At 72.0% G+C, this 16772-nt stretch carries 23 protein-coding genes; 17 read left to right on the top strand and 6 right to left on the bottom strand.

Features of this window, described 5'->3' with window-relative positions:
• A partial coding sequence (locus ACOQPP_RS07805) for a pentapeptide repeat-containing protein (protein ID WP_420636222.1) occupies window positions 1-218 on the bottom strand: 218 nt, incomplete at its 3' end.
• A 76-nt stretch (window positions 219-294) separates the two neighbouring features.
• On the opposite strand from ACOQPP_RS07805, the gene ACOQPP_RS07800 reads away from it, so the two are divergent.
• Window positions 295-1311, top strand: coding sequence for a hypothetical protein (locus ACOQPP_RS07800; RefSeq protein ID WP_420636221.1), 1017 nt, complete (start codon window positions 295-297; stop codon window positions 1309-1311).
• On the opposite strand, the gene ACOQPP_RS07795 is transcribed toward ACOQPP_RS07800, so the two are convergent.
• Window positions 1308-2804, bottom strand: coding sequence for a fused MFS/spermidine synthase (locus ACOQPP_RS07795; RefSeq protein WP_420636220.1), 1497 nt, complete (start codon window positions 2802-2804; stop codon window positions 1308-1310). The genes ACOQPP_RS07800 and ACOQPP_RS07795 overlap by 4 nt on opposite strands.
• Before the next feature lie 351 nt (window positions 2805-3155).
• On the opposite strand from ACOQPP_RS07795, the gene ACOQPP_RS07790 reads away from it, so the two are divergent.
• From ACOQPP_RS07790 to ACOQPP_RS07745, 10 genes are all read left to right on the top strand, one after another.
• Window positions 3156-3593: a hypothetical protein gene (locus ACOQPP_RS07790; RefSeq protein WP_420636219.1), complete on the top strand. Its 438-nt coding sequence runs from the start codon at window positions 3156-3158 to the stop codon at window positions 3591-3593.
• Window positions 3594-3602: 9 nt separating this feature from the next.
• Window positions 3603-4043 (top strand): single-stranded DNA-binding protein, encoded by a 441-nt coding sequence (locus tag ACOQPP_RS07785; RefSeq protein ID WP_420636218.1) that lies wholly within the window; start codon window positions 3603-3605, stop codon window positions 4041-4043.
• Window positions 4044-4085: 42 nt separating this feature from the next.
• Entirely contained in the window at window positions 4086-5849 is a 1764-nt protein-coding gene (locus ACOQPP_RS07780; protein WP_420636217.1) for a ParB/RepB/Spo0J family partition protein, read from the top strand.
• A 17-nt stretch (window positions 5850-5866) separates the two neighbouring features.
• Window positions 5867-6160 carry a hypothetical protein gene (locus tag ACOQPP_RS07775; RefSeq protein ID WP_420636216.1) on the top strand — a complete coding sequence of 98 codons (294 nt, stop codon included), beginning with the start codon at window positions 5867-5869 and terminating at the stop codon, window positions 6158-6160.
• Window positions 6161-6665: 505 nt separating this feature from the next.
• The gene (locus ACOQPP_RS07770) at window positions 6666-6893 is read left to right on the top strand and encodes a hypothetical protein (protein ID WP_420636215.1); all 228 of its coding nucleotides are present in this window, start codon (window positions 6666-6668) and stop codon (window positions 6891-6893) included.
• A complete protein-coding gene (locus ACOQPP_RS07765) occupies window positions 6890-7171 on the top strand; it encodes a DUF433 domain-containing protein (RefSeq protein ID WP_420636214.1) in 282 nt (93 codons plus the stop codon). The genes ACOQPP_RS07770 and ACOQPP_RS07765 overlap by 4 nt, the downstream gene beginning before the upstream one ends.
• On the top strand, window positions 7168-7515 hold the full coding sequence (locus ACOQPP_RS07760; RefSeq protein WP_420636213.1) for a hypothetical protein: 348 nt from the start codon (window positions 7168-7170) through the stop codon (window positions 7513-7515). The genes ACOQPP_RS07765 and ACOQPP_RS07760 overlap by 4 nt, the downstream gene beginning before the upstream one ends.
• 320 nt (window positions 7516-7835) lie before the next feature.
• Window positions 7836-8891, top strand: coding sequence for a hypothetical protein (locus ACOQPP_RS07755; protein ID WP_420636212.1), 1056 nt, complete (start codon window positions 7836-7838; stop codon window positions 8889-8891).
• A gap of 138 nt (window positions 8892-9029) precedes the next feature.
• A complete protein-coding gene (locus tag ACOQPP_RS07750; RefSeq protein ID WP_420636211.1) occupies window positions 9030-9275 on the top strand; it encodes a hypothetical protein in 246 nt (81 codons plus the stop codon).
• A gap of 4 nt (window positions 9276-9279) precedes the next feature.
• Window positions 9280-9720 (top strand): hypothetical protein, encoded by a 441-nt coding sequence (locus tag ACOQPP_RS07745; RefSeq protein ID WP_420636210.1) that lies wholly within the window; start codon window positions 9280-9282, stop codon window positions 9718-9720.
• Between the two features lie 76 nt (window positions 9721-9796).
• On the opposite strand, the gene ACOQPP_RS07740 is transcribed toward ACOQPP_RS07745, so the two are convergent.
• On the bottom strand, window positions 9797-11113 hold the full coding sequence (locus ACOQPP_RS07740) for a M48 family metalloprotease (protein ID WP_420636209.1): 1317 nt from the start codon (window positions 11111-11113) through the stop codon (window positions 9797-9799).
• Between the two features lie 291 nt (window positions 11114-11404).
• Between ACOQPP_RS07740 and ACOQPP_RS07735 the strand changes: the two genes are divergently transcribed.
• The 5 genes from ACOQPP_RS07735 (at window position 11405) to ACOQPP_RS07715 (ending at window position 13704) form a co-directional block, all read left to right on the top strand.
• A complete protein-coding gene (locus tag ACOQPP_RS07735) occupies window positions 11405-12220 on the top strand; it encodes a hypothetical protein (RefSeq protein ID WP_420636208.1) in 816 nt (271 codons plus the stop codon).
• Between the two features lie 156 nt (window positions 12221-12376).
• Window positions 12377-12622: a hypothetical protein gene (locus ACOQPP_RS07730; RefSeq protein WP_420636207.1), complete on the top strand. Its 246-nt coding sequence runs from the start codon at window positions 12377-12379 to the stop codon at window positions 12620-12622.
• A gap of 489 nt (window positions 12623-13111) precedes the next feature.
• On the top strand, window positions 13112-13240 hold the full coding sequence (locus ACOQPP_RS07725) for a hypothetical protein (RefSeq protein WP_420636206.1): 129 nt from the start codon (window positions 13112-13114) through the stop codon (window positions 13238-13240).
• 36 nt (window positions 13241-13276) lie between these two features.
• Entirely contained in the window at window positions 13277-13525 is a 249-nt protein-coding gene (locus ACOQPP_RS07720; protein ID WP_420636205.1) for a hypothetical protein, read from the top strand.
• Window positions 13522-13704 carry a hypothetical protein gene (locus tag ACOQPP_RS07715; RefSeq protein ID WP_420636204.1) on the top strand — a complete coding sequence of 61 codons (183 nt, stop codon included), beginning with the start codon at window positions 13522-13524 and terminating at the stop codon, window positions 13702-13704. Before ACOQPP_RS07720 ends, ACOQPP_RS07715 begins: the two co-directional genes overlap by 4 nt.
• A gap of 13 nt (window positions 13705-13717) precedes the next feature.
• Here ACOQPP_RS07715 and ACOQPP_RS07710 read toward each other — a convergent pair whose 3' ends face one another.
• Entirely contained in the window at window positions 13718-14428 is a 711-nt protein-coding gene (locus ACOQPP_RS07710) for a DUF29 domain-containing protein (RefSeq protein WP_420636203.1), read from the bottom strand.
• Window positions 14429-14897: 469 nt separating this feature from the next.
• Here ACOQPP_RS07710 and ACOQPP_RS07705 point away from each other — a divergent pair, with 469 nt between their 5' ends.
• A complete protein-coding gene (locus ACOQPP_RS07705) occupies window positions 14898-15056 on the top strand; it encodes a hypothetical protein (protein WP_420636202.1) in 159 nt (52 codons plus the stop codon).
• A 27-nt stretch (window positions 15057-15083) separates the two neighbouring features.
• Here ACOQPP_RS07705 and ACOQPP_RS07700 read toward each other — a convergent pair whose 3' ends face one another.
• Together ACOQPP_RS07700 and ACOQPP_RS07695 are read right to left on the bottom strand one after the other, a co-directional pair.
• Window positions 15084-15791 (bottom strand): hypothetical protein, encoded by a 708-nt coding sequence (locus ACOQPP_RS07700; protein WP_420636201.1) that lies wholly within the window; start codon window positions 15789-15791, stop codon window positions 15084-15086.
• Window positions 15792-16137: 346 nt separating this feature from the next.
• The gene (locus tag ACOQPP_RS07695; protein ID WP_420636200.1) at window positions 16138-16674 is read right to left on the bottom strand and encodes a hypothetical protein; all 537 of its coding nucleotides are present in this window, start codon (window positions 16672-16674) and stop codon (window positions 16138-16140) included.
• Between the last annotated feature and the right edge of the window lie 98 nt (window positions 16675-16772).

Below are 16772 nucleotides of genomic sequence, written 5' to 3'. Positions count from 1 at the left end.
ATCAGCGCGTCGCTGAAGTCTATGCCCTCGAGGCGCATGCCCGACAGGTCGGCGCCGCGCAGGTTGCAGCCGGACAGCGACTCTCCCCGCGCGATGCGCTGGCGCGCCTCGGACGTTGTCATCCTCTGCGCCCCGGGGCGGGCGGGGAGGACATAGGCGCCGTCGGAGCGGCGGCGATACACGGCCTTGCGGGCGGGCGGCGACGCGGGGGGCGGCATCTTCAGCGGTCATCCTAGCAGCGGCGCGTCGCCGGAGGCGCGCTCCGGAATGACACCCCTCTGCTAGATTTCGCCCATGCCAGCGAAAGCCCCCACCACCCGTTACGAGTTCGAGAAGCGCCAGGCCAAGGAGAACGCCCAGCTCGTCGCCGCCGCCATCGAGAGCCGCAAGCTCGGCTTCCTGAACGACCAGCCGGGCCCCGCGCCGCAGCCCCAGAGCCTCGCCGGGCGGCCCTACACCGCCTTCAACGCCATCGTCGCCGAGGCGCTCGCGGCGCGGCTGAATTCCGACTCCATGCAGTTCGGGAGCGCCGGGCAGTTCCGCGACGCCGGCTACCGCCCTCGGCGGGGCGAGACCGGAGTCAGCATGGTCGGCACCTCCACCAAGAAGTTCCAAGTCGTCCGCGACGGGAGCGGGCTGCCTGTCATCAACGACGACGGGCGCATCAAGCGCGAGCTCGTGGACCGGGCACGGCCCCGCCCCGAGACCTACACCGTCTACCATGCCTCGCAGGTCGAGGCGATGGGGGACGGCACCCCGCCGCTCCCTGCGCTGCAAAGGGCGAAGCGGGCGGTCCAGCCCCTCGAGATGGCTCTCGAGCTTGCCGAGCAGCTGGGCTGCAAGATCCGACGGACGGACACGCGCTTCACGCGAGGCGGCGGCGGAGGGATCACCATGCCGTCCTCGGAGGCGATCGGCAACGACCTCGACGAGGCGCGCGAGATCATCGGGGGCCTGTCCGGCTGGATGCAGGAGTCCGGCTCGCTCCGCAGCGGCTCCTACGACTTCGCGTGGAAAGACCCGCTCGTCAAGGCGCTGGCGGCCCACCGGGCCGGCCAGCAGCTCGGCATCGGCTCGCGCACGCTGGCGTTCACCGAGAAGCACCTGGGGAACATCGCGCGCGGCATGCGGCGCCGCCCGGAGCGCATGGTGAGCGTCGCCCGCGACGCCGGCGAGCGCAGCGACTACCTCTGCCGGGACGCGGAGGCGCGCAAGAAGCTGCGCGGCCTTTCCGAGGCGCGCGCCAAGCGCCACGCGCGGCGGCGCAACAGCCCCAATCGCGCGCGGCGGCCGCAGGCTCGCGGGCGCTAGTTGCCCATAGGGGTCTGGCCCCGGCCCACCTGCATCAGGTCCAGCCCGGCGCGGCCGGATCCGAGCGAGTAGACCACCCGGTCCCCGTCCAGCTCGCTCTTCGCGCACACGACCAGCGAATTCCCCCGGCGCCGGCCGTCCAGCCTCCAGCAGTCGGCCCACACCGCGTGCAGGGTGCGCATGCGGCGCGTCTCGACGGTCTTCACCCCCGTCTCGATGAAGTTGTAGACCGCCATGCCGCCGTCCGCCAGGCGGCGGCGGACCGCCTGGTGGAACTCCAGCGTCAGCAAGTGCTCCGGGATCATGTTGCCCACCGTGTAGGCGTCGGCCACGATGGTGTTCCAGCGCACGCCGGCGGCCTCGTGCAGCACGCGGAACGCGGGCAGGCCCAGGAAGGGGGCGCCGCGCGGCTCGCCCAGCCACCTCTCCGCGATGCGCGGCTGCTCCGGATCGATGTCGGAGAACGTGATGTCCAGCTCGCAGGGCGCGCCGAGTCCCAGCGTCATGCCGGCGGCGCCGATCACCAGGATCCGCTCGTCGCGGCCCTGCTCGCACAGCCAGGCCTCCAGCCGCTCGACATAGGCGTGCCCGGTGCCGTCCGGCGCGTGCAGCGAGGCCAGCGAGTTGTTGACAGCGAGGCCGACGCTGCCCTCGGGGGCGGGCGGCCCCTCATACACGTGGTAGTCGGCGTACGCGGTGCGCGAGAGAAAGAACGACTGGGATGCCGAGGCATAGCTCGCGGCGGCCAGCGCGGCGGCCAGCGACGCGGCGCGGTACCCGGAGCCGAACTCCAGGCGCCGCCCGGTGGCGAACCCGCCGGCGGCCAGCACTGCCACCAACAGCGTCACCGTCGCCGACAGGCCCAGGAAGGGCATCAGCGCCAGCGGGAGGGCCAGGGCCGCCAGGGCGGACCCCAGCGTCGAGAAGAACAGGACCCGGCTGGTGGTCCATCCGGGCCAGCCGCAACGCGGGACGCGGGCCACGATCTCGCCGCAGAAGCGCGCGATCGTGCTGGCGGCCAGCGAGCATACGGCCAGCGAGGCCCAGATGGGCAGGCCCCAGCTCGTTGTCATCTGGAACGTGTCCAGCGCCAGCGCCCCGAATCCCACGATCGCCGAGGCGGTGAAGCACCACAGCACGCGGCCGCGCTCGTCCCGGCCGGCGGCCAGCGCGTGGCCGCCGCGCCAGTAGCCCCAGGCCAGCAGCGCCAGCCAGCACCCGATCAGGACGGAGTTCGTCTGCAGGCCGGCGCCGGAGACCGGAATCAGCTTTCGCAGGGCCAGCAGCTCGCAGCCGAGCGAGGCGAAGCCCTCGGCCAGCAGGATCAGCGCCGGCGCGGCTGCGGGGCGCCAGCCGGGGCCGGGGGCGGTCAGGGCCGCGCCGCGCAGGTCGGCCTTGCGCAGGTCCGCTGCTCGCAGGCCGGGGGCGGTCAGGGCCGCGCCGCACAGGTCGACCTTGTGCAGGTCCGCCTCTCGCAGGTCGGCGGCGGTCATGCCTCCCTCCTCGCGGGGGCGGGCGGATCCCCGCCAATGTACTCGCGGATGGCGCGGAGCATGATCTTTTGCTGGCTGGTCTTCTGCTCGTGCGCCATCTGGCGCAGCCTGTCGTGCAGCGGCGTGGGCAGGCGGCATGACGCCCGGACAGTTCGCCCGGCGGGGCTGGCCGGTAGCAAGCCTCGATGAGGTTCTGCCATGTCCTCTACAGTGTCTGCCCTCCGGCGGATCCGCTGCAGCCCGGCGGGGGGCTGTTTCCCTTCGGAGCTCGCGAATTCCCCTCCCGGCCCTTGGCTTTGTGGCGCCAAGGCGCTAAGACGTAATGGCGCAAGCCACGCTTGCGCGGGGCGCATGGCGGGCCTGAACAGCGGCGGGGAGCTTTCCGACCACCAGCGGCGCATGCAGGCGCTGGCGGCCCTCGGCCGCTGCGCCGGGCCCTGCAAGGAGCCGTGGGACGGCGGACCGGACGATCCCTACTGCCCGGGCTGCAAGGAGCGGCGCCGGCAGCAGCGAAAGCGAGTGCGGGGGCGGCGCATCGAGGCCGGGCTCTGCACCGAATGCGGCATGCGGCCGCCGCTGCCCGACCTCAGCTACTGCGGCCGCTGCCAGGCGAAAGCGTGCCGCGCCTCCAAGCGGCGCTACTGCCGGCGCAAGCGCGAACGGCGCTGCGCCTCCTGCGGAAGGAAAGCCGACCTGGGGTCGCGGACCACCTGCATGCGCTGCCGCGCGCTCAAGTCCGGACGCCGGCAGCTTACCCTCTCGAACGGCAGGCTGGAAGATCACGCATAGGAGAGAGATATGAAATCCGTTAACCAAGTATTTCTGTTAGGGCGGCTGGGGGGCGACGCCGAGACGCGCCAGATCCGCGACCGGGTCGTGTCCCGGTTCTCGCTCGCCACCGACCGCCGCCGCAAGGGCGCCGACGGCAAGTGGGCCGACGAGGCAGTCTGGCACCAGGTGGCCGTCTGGTCGAGCGCCGGGGCGGGGGGCATCGCCCAGTACCTGACCAAGGGCAGGGTCGTCCACGTCCAGGGCCGGCTGGAGACCCACAGCTGGGTCGACGAGTTCGCGGAGCGGCGGTGGCGGGCCGAAGTCGTGGCCCGGGCCGCGGACGTCGTCCTGATCTGGACCAAGCGGAGCGGGAGCGGGCCGGCACGGGATAGCGAGCGGCCCGCCCCTGCCGCGGAACCTTCGCCGCCGCCGGATCCGCCGCCCGGAGACGACGACATTCCCTTGTAGCGCTGGCGCGGCCGAATCGCCGCAGGACCGGAACGGAGCATCATGCAATCGATCGACGTACCCATCAGCGCGCTGGAGGTCAGCCCGCGCAACGCCCGCAAGGCACCGGCCGGCGAGAGCCGGCTGAGGCGGCTGGAAGCGTCCATCGCGGCGCACGGCCTGCTCCAGCCGCTGATCGCGGAGGGAACGCGCGAGCGGGCCACCGTCATCGGCGGGGGACGGCGTCTCGCCGCGCTGCGGCGCCTGGTCGAGGCGGGGACACTCGAGGCGCATCACGCCGTGCCGTGCGTGCTGGTCTCCGGGGACCACGCGGAGCTCTCCCTGGCCGAGAACTCGGGGCGCGAGGAGCTGCACCCCGTCGACCAGGCCGAAGCCTTCCGGGCGCTGCGCGAGGCCGGGTTGACCGACGCGGAGCTGGCAGCGCGCTTCGGCCTCTCCGGGCGCACCGTGCAGCGGCGCCTGCGCATGGCGCGGGCGGCTCCGGAGCTGCTGGCCCGGGCTCGCGCGGGCCAGCTCTCCCTGGGCATCCTCGAGGCCGCCTGCGTCGAGGGCGACCACCGGCTGCAGGTAGAAGCGGTGGAGGCCTGCGCCGACGGCTGGCGCCCCGCGGAGCAGGTCCGCCGGCGCCTGCTCCGCAAGAAGCCCCGGGCGACGGGCCGGCTGGCGGGGTTCGTGGGGATCGCGGCCTACAGGCAGGCCGGCGGCGGCGTCACGGCCGACCTGTTCGCGGAGCGAGGCGGGGGGGAACTCCACCTGGACGACCCGGAGCTGCTGGAGCGGCTGGCGGGGGAGCGACTGGCCGCGGCGGCGGCGGCCGAGCGGGAGAATGGCTGGGCCGTCACCGCGGACATCGGGGCGCCCGAGGGCTGGCGAGACAAGTACGACCAGGAGAGGGCCGAGAGCCCGGAGGACCTGCCGGAAGCCGTGCGGGGGGCTGCGGAGGTCCACCTGTCGGTCGGGTTCGAGGGCGATGTGGACCGGCTGGTGCTCGTCAGGAAGGGGGCTGCCCAGGCCGCGCGGACCTCGCCAAATGGCGAGTCCGAAGGCTCCGGACGCGCCCGCGGCACCTCGCCAAATGGCGAGAAGGACGCCCCCGGGGGCGGCGGGATGGCCGCCGCCCCGGCCTCGCCGAATGGCCAGGCCCGGGCGCTGAAGCTGTCCCATGCGCTGCGGGACGACCTGATCCACATGCGGGCGGCGCTGGCCCGGCGCGCTCTCGCCGAGGCGCCCGCCGACCTGGCGCGGGACCTGCTCGCCTACACGCTGGCCGTCAAGATCTACGAGGACCGCTGGCACACCAGCGGCGTCTCGATCGATCACGTGCGGGCAAAGACGGGCATTGACGACACGTTCGACACGGCGGTTCCGGATTGCGTCACCGCGGCCGAGGAGGCCCTTGACGCGCGGGAGCGGGAGCTGCTCGAGTGGCTGCGGGAGGACGGCCAGGACGCCCGCTTCGCCGCGCTGCGCGCCATGGGGAACGCAGATCGCGTGCGCCTGCTGGCGTGCTGCGTCGCCCGCATGCTCACGCCCTGCCCCGAGGGGCACTCCCTCGCCGACCGCTTCCTCGCCGACCTAGTCGACTGGCCGGCCGCGTTCGCTCCCGGGGCAGCCGTGCTGTCGCGCCTCACGCGCGGCCAGCTGCAGGCGATCGCGGCTTCGCACCTGCTGCCCGAGGACGCCGACCTCGCCGAGCTCGAGACGCTCAAGAAGGACGAGATGGTCACGGCAGTCGCCGGCGCCTTCGCGCGCCACCGCAAGCGCTCCGGGCGCTCGCCCTGGATTCCGAGCGCCGTCTTCGGCTAGCGGGAATGGTGAGCGGCATGCAGTGGAGATGGCCCGGACGGGGGCGCTGGCAACAAGCGCGGTCGCTGCATGAGATCCGCGAACTCGCCCTGGCGGCGGCCCGACACGTGCCCCTGGTCCAGATCCGCGACGGGCCGGGCGACCCGCCCGGCTGGCTGCTCGCCCTGGCCGACGATCCGGGGCCGGGCCGCCCGGCAGACCTCCGGCCAGCACTGCACGACTCGGGAACGGCGCGGAAGCGGCCGCTGGCCGAGACGCGCCTGAACCGCCGCGCAGGGCCTCTCCCTGCAGATCGCCCGAAAGCCGCCTAGGCGCGATCCCCGCCGATCGAGTCTCGCGGATCCGCGGCAGAAACGGCCCGACATCGCGATCCCGGGCCGCCGTGCGACGTTTCGCGCCAAGCGCGCCCGTCCTGCCGCGCTCCCCCTTCCGCGGCGCCCCGGGCACTGGACAGCGGCGCGGGGCGCTGGCCGGCCCCGAGGGTCGGCTCCGGGGGGGCGCAGGGCCGGAATTCGCGGCAGGGGAGGAATCGGATGCCGCAGGGGCGCGCCGGAAAGTCCGGCGGGCCCGTAACCCGTCAGATTCGACCGACAGGCTCTCGGGCGCGATCCTCGTCGGGCGCCTTTCAGCGAATCTCGCCGACACGGGCCCGGGAAGGCGCTCCGGGGGAGAGTGCGGGCCGTTTCGAGTTGCAACAGCATACCAAATATGCTGTACTGTAGTCATGGCAAGAGCCAAGGCGAACACCAGTCCCGGCTGCGCCGACTTGCAGGATCGCATTGACGGACTGGTCTACCTAGGCGGCGAAGGTTGGCGATGAGGCGCACCAGCCTGTACCAGACCCAGGCGGACGTGGACCTGATCGAGCGCCTCGCGGCGGCGCTCGCCGCCCGCCCGATGGCCGAGCCCAGGCGCGACTACGGAACCACTCGGGTCATTCGAATCGCGCTGAGGCACCTGGCCGGCGCGCTCGGAGTCAAGGTCGAGGATCGCGAGCTGTATGCTGTGCGCAAGGAGCGCCAGACAGGAGGAGAGAACCGATGAGCGCTGCTAGCAGGGAATCGGGAGGCGGCCAGCCGGGCGACTGGCAGGAGCTGCCGAAGGAAGGCGTGATCGCTGCGCCGCTGGTGCAGACCGCGGACACATGCTGGGGCCGCGTGCGCTTCGAGGGCACGCGCGTGCCGATCGCCACGCTGTTCGATTACCTCGCCGACGGCCTGTCCCTGGATGACTTCCTCGAGGCCATACCGACGGTTCGCCGCGAGCAGGCCGCCGCCGCGCTGCGCCTCGCCAGCCGCGTGCTGGCCGGGGAGCGCGGGTGAGGGTGCTGCTGGACGAGCACCTGGACTACCGGCTGGCGCAGTCGTTCCCCACCGGGTTCGATGTCCGCTCCGCGCACTGGATGGAGTGGGCGGGAATGTCCAACGGCGAGCTGCTGCGCGCCGCGGCAGCAGGCGGCTTTGACGTGCTGGTGACGGCGGACAGGAGCATGCGCTACCAGCAGCCGCATCCGCCCCTGCCGGTCCTGGTGCTGGAGGCCGGAGGCACGTCCCTGCGCCACCTGCGGCAGTGCATTCCGCAGATCGCCCGGGCGCTCGCCGGCCCGCTCGAGCCGAGATACTACGTGTGCGGGCCGCGGGCTCGCGGATGGGACCCCGGCCGCTAAGCGCGACAGCGGCTGGCCGGGGGCGGCGGTAGCGGTTCGGTCGGCATGCCAGGTAAAGACGGTTCTCCGGAGCATTGAGTTGCTTCGGATCCGAAATAACCATTGACGCCGGCGTGCAGGGTTATTCGAGGATCGGCGAGTAACCCCGCCACCGGATTGCGCGAGATGACCCAGGGACGCTCCAGAAAGCGCTGGGGCTCGCCAACTCACCCCGGCACGGCATGGCCGTCCAGCCGCGCGATGTGCTCCGCGGCCGCGCTCCCCCTTCCGCGGTGCCTCGGGCACTGGACAGCGGCGCGCGGCCGGGCTACGCTCTCGGCATGCCGATCGCCGACGACAGGCCGAGGAACGCGAGCAGCCTCACCCCGCTGACTCTCCGCCACCCGATCGGGGGAGCCCTGCACTACGACCTCGACCCGGCCTGGAAGGACCCGGCCGACCCGGCGGCCCCCGAGGAGATCGTCGCCGACCTCGAGGAGCGGGGGCTCGACTGGCCGCCGCCCCTCGAGTTCGCCGAGGCCAGCCTGCGCCACAAGCGCAGTGTCTACCTGGCAGCCGACGGGAAGATCGACCCGGCCGACCGCCGGCGCGAGCAGGACCGCTACGAGAGCATCCGGGCGGAGTGGGCTGCCGGGGAGCGAGCCTACCGCGCCGAGCGCGGGCGGCGGCGCCTGCAGCTCGCCCAGGCGACCGTCCGGGTCGGGCCGCTCGAGACAGTCGCCAGCGAGGGCGCCGGCGTGACGGCGCGGGAGCTGCAGCCGGCGGACGCCGCCGGCCGTCCCGTTGGCGGGGCCTACCGCCTCGAGCGCGACCTCACGCAGGGCGAGCAGCGGGTCCTGGGCCCCGGGGGGTCCGAGCTGAGCGTCGTGCGCGCCAGGGGCTTCGAGGCGGACGGCGGCGGCCGCGCCTGGGCCGAGCGGGTCGTCAAGCTGGACCTGCGGCGCGGGCCCCGGCGCGGGCTCCGCGCCTACGAGGTCAAGGCGGGGGTCGACGGGCGCCTGCAGCCGACCCTCGGCACGCGGCAGGTCGAGGCTCACACTTCCGCCGAGGCGCTGCGCGCCGTACCAGCGCGGCGCTTCGCAGCCGGGCTCGGCCCGGGGCGGCGGGACGTGCTCCTCACCGCGATCGCTCTGGACGATCCCGGCGACTACTCCTACGCCGCGTACCGCGTACATCCCAGAGAGCGGCACGCCGGGCGCGGGCGGCCGGCTCCGCCCGAGCCCGCAGACAGGGCGGGGACGGTTGGCGCAGGACGCGGTCCCGCGGCGTCACGGGCGGGGAATCCTCTGCGGCGGCGCCCGTTCGCCCGCGCGATTCCGCCCGGCCCTCGCGGCGCAGGACGCGGGCCGCGGCGAGCCAGCGGTCCCAGTCGCTAGCGACTCGCGCCCAGGCAATGACTTTCCCTGGCCGGGCAATTTCGAGCCGCACTGGCCGGACGCCGGCAGCCAGTGCGGTCGGCCGACTGCACTGGCGTTGGGATCCGCGTGCCAGTGCAGTAGGCTGAGGGCCGGGCGATGGCCCTGGAATACACCTGCGAGGACTGCGAGCGCACATTTGTGCGGCCCGGCTGGATGGGGCCCGGCCCCAGGGTCTGCAAGGGCTGCCAGAACAAGCGCTACCTCGCCAGGCTCGGTCCCGAGGGCCGCGCGCGGCTCTACGAGCGCAAGCGGCTGCGCGCCAAGGCCTCCCGGCTGCGAGAGCGCATCCGGCTGGCCAGGGGCGAGCTGCAGTCCGTCGAGGCCCGGCTGGAGGCGCTGTAGCCGCATGATCCCTGCCACGCTGGCGCTCTCCACCCTGCAGACCGGCGTCTGCTGGCAATGCCCGCGCGGGGCGTCGGCCGCCGCCTCGTTGGCCGCCTGCGGCGCGGGGCTGGCGCGGGCGCTGCGGAGCGGCCGCCCCACGCTCGTGGGGGTCCAGGGCCACTGGATGAGCGCGCGGGAGTCAGCGGGCCGGCTGGAGCTGGAGATCGGCCACCGCCTGTGCGGCCGCGGCTGGCTGCTTCGCCTCGAAATGCCGCCCCCGCGAGGCGATCCCGCGCGCGGCACGCTGTCGCTGGAGGGGCTGCTGCGAGTGGGCGAGCTCGAGGCGGACGCTCGCGAGATAGGCCGCGAGCTCAGCGCGATCGCCCGCGACACCGCGTGGGCCTGGCTCGAGGGCCGGAGTCGCAGCCGGGGCCGATCACCCTCGATCCCGTGGAATCGCTGAGCCGCTCCGAATCCGCCAGACTCGCTTGCGGCGCCGCGCGGAAAGGATCGGTTCCGTGCCCGGCCGGCGCGCGGCGCTATTCGCTATCCGCCTGCTGGTCCACCAAGGGGCCCCCGAAGGAATTCTCGATCTGCTGGGTCGACGCCTGCAGCGCGGCGTCGTAGGCCGCCAGATCCGCCGGCGTGTGCCAGACCGTCGGATGGTGCCTGGCCGCGCTTGCGGCCTGCAGCGGCTGCGGGGCCGCTTCCCAGCCGAACCCCGGCGGCACCCACTCGTTGTCGCCGAACAGCACCAGCTTGTCGTACGCGTCGTCGATGTCCGACGGCAGCCGGCCGTGCACCCCGATATGCCCCAGCACGTACTTCCTCAGGTGCCCGGCCGCGGAAGCGTAGTCTTCCGACTGGCTCGCCACGGCGTAGGCGATGTCCCGGTGGATGGCCGGGTAGATGCGCCGCTTGTCCTGCGCGGCCGCCATGGCCAGGAGGCTGTCGGCCTCGGCCCGCTTCTCCTCGCTCCGGGCGACCATGCGGTAGGTCCGCCCCAGCGCCCACAGCAGCCGCGGGTCGTTGGGACGGTGCTTGCGCGCCTTCTCCAGCAGGCCGATCGCCAGGTCGTGGCGGTCGCTGCGCTCCGCCATGACGGCGCCGGTGTCGCGCATCAGGCCCGAGATCACGCTGCCGAAGCGCGGCGTTCCCGTCGAGAGCCCGTCCCCGGCCCGGCGCTCGTCGATGGCCGCCTTCAGGTCCCCGGCCAGCAGCTCCCTGACGCCCTCGGCCCGCACGCGGTCCCGCGGGTGGGAGCCGAACAGCGAGTGCTCGATCCTCGTGCTGAGGCTCCGCCTGCCGAAGCGCTCGTGCTGCATTTCCCAGAACCGGGCGGCCTGCTCGGGGTCGAAGCCCCGCTTGAGGGCGAGGTCGGCGCCGATCCGGTCGGCCGCCTTCTCCTGCTCCCGGCTGTACCTGGAGCGAATCACGGAGTTGATGACCGCCGCGACGAGCACGCCGGCGGCGGTGCCGGCCGCCGCGCCCTGCACCGCGCCCGCGCCGCCGCCCTTCTTCCCGCCGAGCAGGCCCCCGAGCGCCGCCCCGGCGGTCGCGCCGATGATCTTGTTGCGGCGCTGGCCGGAGCGCTGCCTGCGCAGCGACTCCAGCGCGTGCTCCTCGGTCACGTGGCCGATCTCGTGGCCCAGCACCATGGCCAGCTGCGCCTCGTTCTCGACATGGGCCAGCATGCCGGTGGTGAGGTAGATCCTGCCGTCCGGCAGCGCGGAGGCGTTCGGGTAGATGTCCTGCACGATCCGGAACGAGAACGTGGTCGACGCCGGCGTCTCCGGCGGGACGGTCATCGCCCCGGTGAGCGCTGCTGCCAGCGCCAGAACGCGAACTTGCATCATGCCGCCTATCATAGCCGCTCGAAAAGCGCCCTTTTCGAGCGGCCTCGCGGCCGCGCCGCCGCCGCCGCTCGGCCCTTTGCACTGGGTGATCCGCGCGGCCGCAGCGCCCCGGGGGCTCGACAGGAGGGACGCTCTGGCCTACGCTCTCGGCATGCCGATCGCAGACGAGAACCCGCGGCGGGCAGCGCGCGACGAGGCCTCCGCCCCTCCCCTCGACGGAGTCCGGTTCGGGCCGCCCGAGCCGGTGGGCCAGCAAGGCTGTCGAGGTGACAGTCCGGGGAGCTGCAGCCCGTGGATGCCGCCAACCGCCCGCTGGGCGCCCCCTACCGCCTCGAGTACGACGAGCTCGGCGGCCGCCACGACCTCAAGGACCCGCAGGGCGCCCCGGTTGCCAGCTCGGGCAACTGGGCCTGGGGCTGGGCGACGCCGCACGCGGCGGGCCACATGCGGCGGCGCGGGGAGGGGGCCGGGCTGGCGCGCTTCCGGATCGGGCCGGAGCGGACGGTCTTCAGGGAGCGCCCCGTCCTGACGGCGCGGGTGCTGCAGCCCGTGGACGCCGCGGCCCGCCCCGTGGGCCGGGCCTACCGCCTCGAGCGCGACGAGGAGAAGGGCCGCAACCGGGTCTTGGACCCGGAGGGCGCCGAGCTGGGCGTCGTGCGCGGCGATTGCTTCCGGGGCATGGAATACGGCCTCTGCTGGGCGGAGCGGCTGGTCGAGCGGGACCTGCGGCGCGGGCCCCGGCGCGGCTGGCGCCACTACGACGTCTCCGCGGAGGTCGACGGGGGTCCCCGCGACCGCACCTATCTCGGGACGCAGCGGGTCGAGGCGCGCACTTCCGCCGAGGCCCTGCGCGCCGTGCCGGGGCACCGCTTCGCCGGCGGGCTCCGCCCGGGCGAGCGGGCCGTGCGCCTCAGCGCGGCCGCGCTGGACGATCCCGACGACCGCTCCCACGCCGTGGGCCGCGTCCGGGCCAGGGAGCGGGTCCCCGGGGCCCGCGCCCCCGCAGCGTCACGGCCAGCGAGGCCTCGCCGCTTCGGCCGCGCGCTTCCGCCCGGCCCGCGCCGAGCGGCGCGGTGGCCGGGCAGGGGCAGCGGCCCCAGCCGCTAGCGACACACGCCCGGGCGCGGAGTTCCTCGCAATCCGGGACGATTCCGGGGGTTCTTGCTGCCAGTGCCGGGCGCGGCCGCTGGCGGCCGGGGGTCAGCGCCCGCAGCCGGCGCCGCGATCCCTTCTTCGGCGGGGGGCTGCGGATCGCTCCCGTTCATGGCGCAGTTCCTCGAGGCACTGTTCGACTCGACCGGCCTGGCGCCACGGGATCCCGTCGTGCGGGGACACCGCGCGGTGGATCTCGCGGACCTCTCGCATTGTTGTGATGCCGAGCTCGCGGGCCAGCAGCTTTATGTCCTCCAGGTCACGCTTCCGGGCGGCGCGGACCTTCATGGCGAGAATATGCGCGGGCGAGGCCCCGGTTACCACCAGGGATTCCGAGTCGAACAGCACTCCAGGTAAGATCAAGGCTTGCTAGGCAGTGCCAGGAAAAGCTCCCTCACCGGCCGCGTCGCTGCCCGGCTGGATCCCCTCCCGCCTTCCCGACGGCTCCTGGGGGTCCCGCCACGACGCGCCCGGCATCCTGCCTCCCGAACTCGCGGGGCGCCGCATCGTAGTCCGCACGAAGCAAGGGCGCATGTTCACGACGAGGATTCTTGAGGTCGTGTCGCGCTCCGGGGAACGTGTCTTGGTCCGGGACACGGGCTTCACGGCGCAAGGGCACTCAGGCGCGGCCGACTAGAATCCCTTTCGCGGCGGGGGCGGCCGGATATCGTAGATTTCAGGGCATTTCCGTCTCGTTTGCGGAAATTCGTCTTACGAGGATCGCGCCTAAGCGACGATCTCCGGATCTGGCGGGCTGGGCTGCCGCCGGCGCTGGGACCGGCGGTCCCAAGCGGCGCGGGCCCCGTTCGGGCCGCCGTGGCGCTAGAATACTCGGCAGCACAGGTTTTGGCCAAGGACGGATGCGAAGAGCTGCGGGCAGAACTTCAAGGCCTTCGCAGGGCCATCGTGCGGGCGGCGGTGGGCATCGGACTCTTCGCGGGGAGCCTGGAACTGCTGCTCGAATGGCTGCTCTGAGCGAGGGCCAGAGCGGGCGCGCTGTATCCTAATCGCATGTCAATCCGTACGGTACACGGGCGGGTCGTGGCGGTCGCGGGCCTGCCGGCGGCGGCCGAGGAGCCACTGCTGCACGACACGGCGGTCTACGCGATCGTTACCGCCTGTATCGCGGCGGGGCACGTCCCTATCGGGCTGATCCTCCTCGCCCTGCAGTTCTGCACCTTCGTCGTGCCCTATCCGTGGCGGGGGCCCTCCTCCCGGGCAGGCATGCAAGCCCCTGCGAATCGGGATCGCCGGCGATGAGTCGTCGCGAGCGGTCGCACCGCATGACCGTTTCTATCACCGACTACGAGCGGGACATCCTCCAGGACCTGCTGCGGCGGTACCGCGCCGAGGTGGATCCGCGCGGCACGCTGGACGATGTAATCAGCCGCCTGATCCAGCAGGGGCCCGACGGTTCCGCGGGGAACGGCGGCCGCTAGCGGCGGCGGGGCCTCAGCGGCTCCAGCGGCCGGCGGGCCGGGGCCTGGGGCGCGGGCGGGATGCAGGGGCGCGGCCGGCGCGCCGGATGATCTCCGCCAAGCGCTTTGCCACCGGGGCGGGCCACACTTCCGGATCCGGTTGAGGTCCGACCTTACGGCGATGGTGGCGGGCGGGGGCGCTCTTCGGCGGCTCCGGGTCATATCCCAGGATCTCCCTTAGTGGCCAGGGGCACTGTTGCGGGATTCGTGCCTGCCACTCCCCGCGCGCAGACTTGCGGCGGGCTTCACCCTCTACCGCGACAGTGGCCCGGGTCAGTTTCTTGGCAGCGTAGCCGCGGCCGATACGCCAGGCGTCCTCGAGGATCTCGTCATACCTGCCCTGCAGTGCCGGGTTCCTCTTGATGGTCAGGGCCATATCGTCCCGGCGGTCCTCGACCTCGTCCCGCCAGTGCGTCGCTGTCGCGGCGGGCGGGTCAGGCCAGTGCAGGATCTTGAACATGTGCTCGATCGCGCGGGCTGCGTGGCCCGTCCATTTGTGTTCCTGCTCGCTGCCCAAGGATTCGATTTCCTCGATCACATTGTCCCAGTCGATGCTCGCCACATCGCGGCGGCGGAGGGCCCTCGACTGCTGCCGGGTCCACGAATAGAAGTCCGTCCTGTACAGGCTGGAGGCGGCCTCGCGGGTGGCGGGGGGCTCGGAAATCTCCCTGACCGGGATGGTCATGCGTGCATTGTAGGCCATCGGCCCAAGGGGGCGGAGTCCAGGGCGGCCGCCGTCGAAAACCACCCCTCTCTAGTACCCTCAGCGCCATGGGGCGGGCGGATACCATGCCTCCTGCGCCGCGGCTCGCCATGCCGGAATACGTCTGCATCGCAGCCTTTGTGGCCCTTGCGGTGCTCAGCGCTGGGCGGCTCGTCGGGGCGCCGGGCAGTTGCGACGCGGCGGAGGCCAATTGATCTAAAGCGAACTGCGGGCGGGACTTCGATCAGGCTCGGACGTAGTCCCGAGGAGCTACGCCCGCTGTGGTGCCGCGCACCTTGACGCCGCGGGCGCGGAATGGATCCGTTCTGGGTATCCTGACATCCATGAGCTCGAACGATGAGTCGACTGGCGCCGCTCAGCGCATTCCGCTGCAGCGCCGCCGCTTCGGCCTCATTGTCATTATGCCGGGCGCAGGGAGAGGTCCCCGCGAGTGAGGCGCCGCCGCGCCGCCGACGACTTCGGCCCGGCCGTGCTGGCCCTGGCCTTGATGGTCGTCGCGTTCTGCATCCTGGCCGTCGCCGCGGCCGTGCTGGCCCGGGCGCCCGCGCACTGCCCTGCCGAGTGCGCCTGCGAGATCCGTCAAGAGTAGTCGCCTCGCGGCGGGGCGCCGACGGGATCATCGGCCGGGCGCAGCGGCTCCCCGCCCCGAGCGGCGGCGGGGCTGTTTGCTGGCGGCCGCGCGGCGGCGCTTGGCCTCCAAGCGGCGCAGACTCTCCTGTCGCTGAACTAGTCCCCGGAGCCACTCCGAGCACCACTCCCGGGGTTCCGTCGCTCGCCAGGTGACGCGGCCGCGCTGCAGCCGGCATTGCTCGACGGGGGTGGCCAGGCGGAGCTCGTCATGGTCGGAATTGTCGAAGATTCGCAGCAGGTCGAACCGCTCCGCGGTGCGGCGAAGGTTCGATAGGGCGTACTTCCAGCGCGTTGGGATCCGGTTCCGATCCACCTCGTGGCCGGTTCCGACGAGCACGCGATGCTCAATCCGTTCGATATTGATGGCCGGGTCGGTCGTTCCCAGGAACAGCCCCTCGACGCGATAGCCGGCGCGGATGACGCGATCTACCATCTCCCGCCCGGGCAGGCCGGAATAGGTGCTTTCCATGCCGAAGTCCAGCCGCTTCCGGATGGACTCGTCAATCTGAGCGTCCACGATCACGCGTGTCCGAGCCCGGGCCTCCTCGCTGTTCCAGTCCCCCAGGCCACCGGCAACGGAGTCCTGATCGTAGTAGCGCGCCGGCAGCAGGTCGTAGTTCTTGCGCTTCCAGGCGCTCTTCCCGACGCCGTTGCAGCCCATCACGATGGTGAACACCGGGCGCGGGTCGAGCAACTCGGACATGCCCTCATTGTGCACCAGGCCCCAGCGGGCGAGGCCGCAGTGCGCCCGGCGCTTGCCCCTAGGCAGGGCGGACCGCTCGCAAAGCATCCTTCGCCAGCGGCGAAATCGACGATTCCGGGGCCCATCCTGCCGGGCCCCCGGCCCGGTCACTGCCGAGAACGTCGGCGGCCGCTCCGCCGCTGGCAGCGTCCCATTCCTAGTCGCACGCGACCGCTCGCGAATCTGGAGGATGCGGTCGAGAGCCAGCCGAGTCGCTACGCGTGGCTGTGTGACAAATCCCTGCAAACAAGCGACTTATGGTGCGTGGACCGGCGTTCGCCGGCCCATGAAAGAACAGTTATTTGTTGGGTGGGCTGGGTTCAACCTTCGCAACTTGAGCCGTCGCTCCAGCATCCTTGACTTTCCTCGCGCGCTTGAGGAACTTGTAGATTCCCGTACTCCCACCAGCAAGGAATAGCCCGGTCAATACCATCGAAAGGGGGTCTTCGGGCTTTTCAAGGACCCTTGCGATGAGGTCTACTTCAAAGTGAAGGGCGATAGCCACGCAGATGGCCACAGAAATCCAGGGCTTTAGGTCCATGAAGTCACCACCAACCTGGTCGTCCAGTTTTTCTTCGATGCGAATCCATAGTTTCGAATCGAAGATCTGGTAAAGTGCTCTCTCGATGATTAACGCCACTAACGCGAACACCGAAAAGAAACCGATGAAGTTTTTCCAATCGGCCGCAAAGGAATTGAGGTGTTCGTCTTCCCCACCGCCGCCGGGGGTTTCAGCAACCGCCGAGATGGGTCCCAACCAGAAGAGGGTAATGAAAACGATCAAGAACACTATTCGCATGGCTTTTTCTCCCGTTCGCACGATCGTGCGGGTCAAGGCTTGAATCCACTCTGAAGAGTAGCGTAGCTGTGCTACGAGCGTCAACCGCCAACGGCGCTGTCTGGTTAGAGTTCTCGACCGGACCTTATCCATAA

This window comes from Candidatus Palauibacter sp. (assembly GCF_965222475.1).
Classification (GTDB): domain Bacteria; phylum Gemmatimonadota; class Gemmatimonadetes; order Palauibacterales; family Palauibacteraceae; genus Palauibacter.
This window is presented reverse-complemented; position numbering and strand designations above follow the sequence as displayed.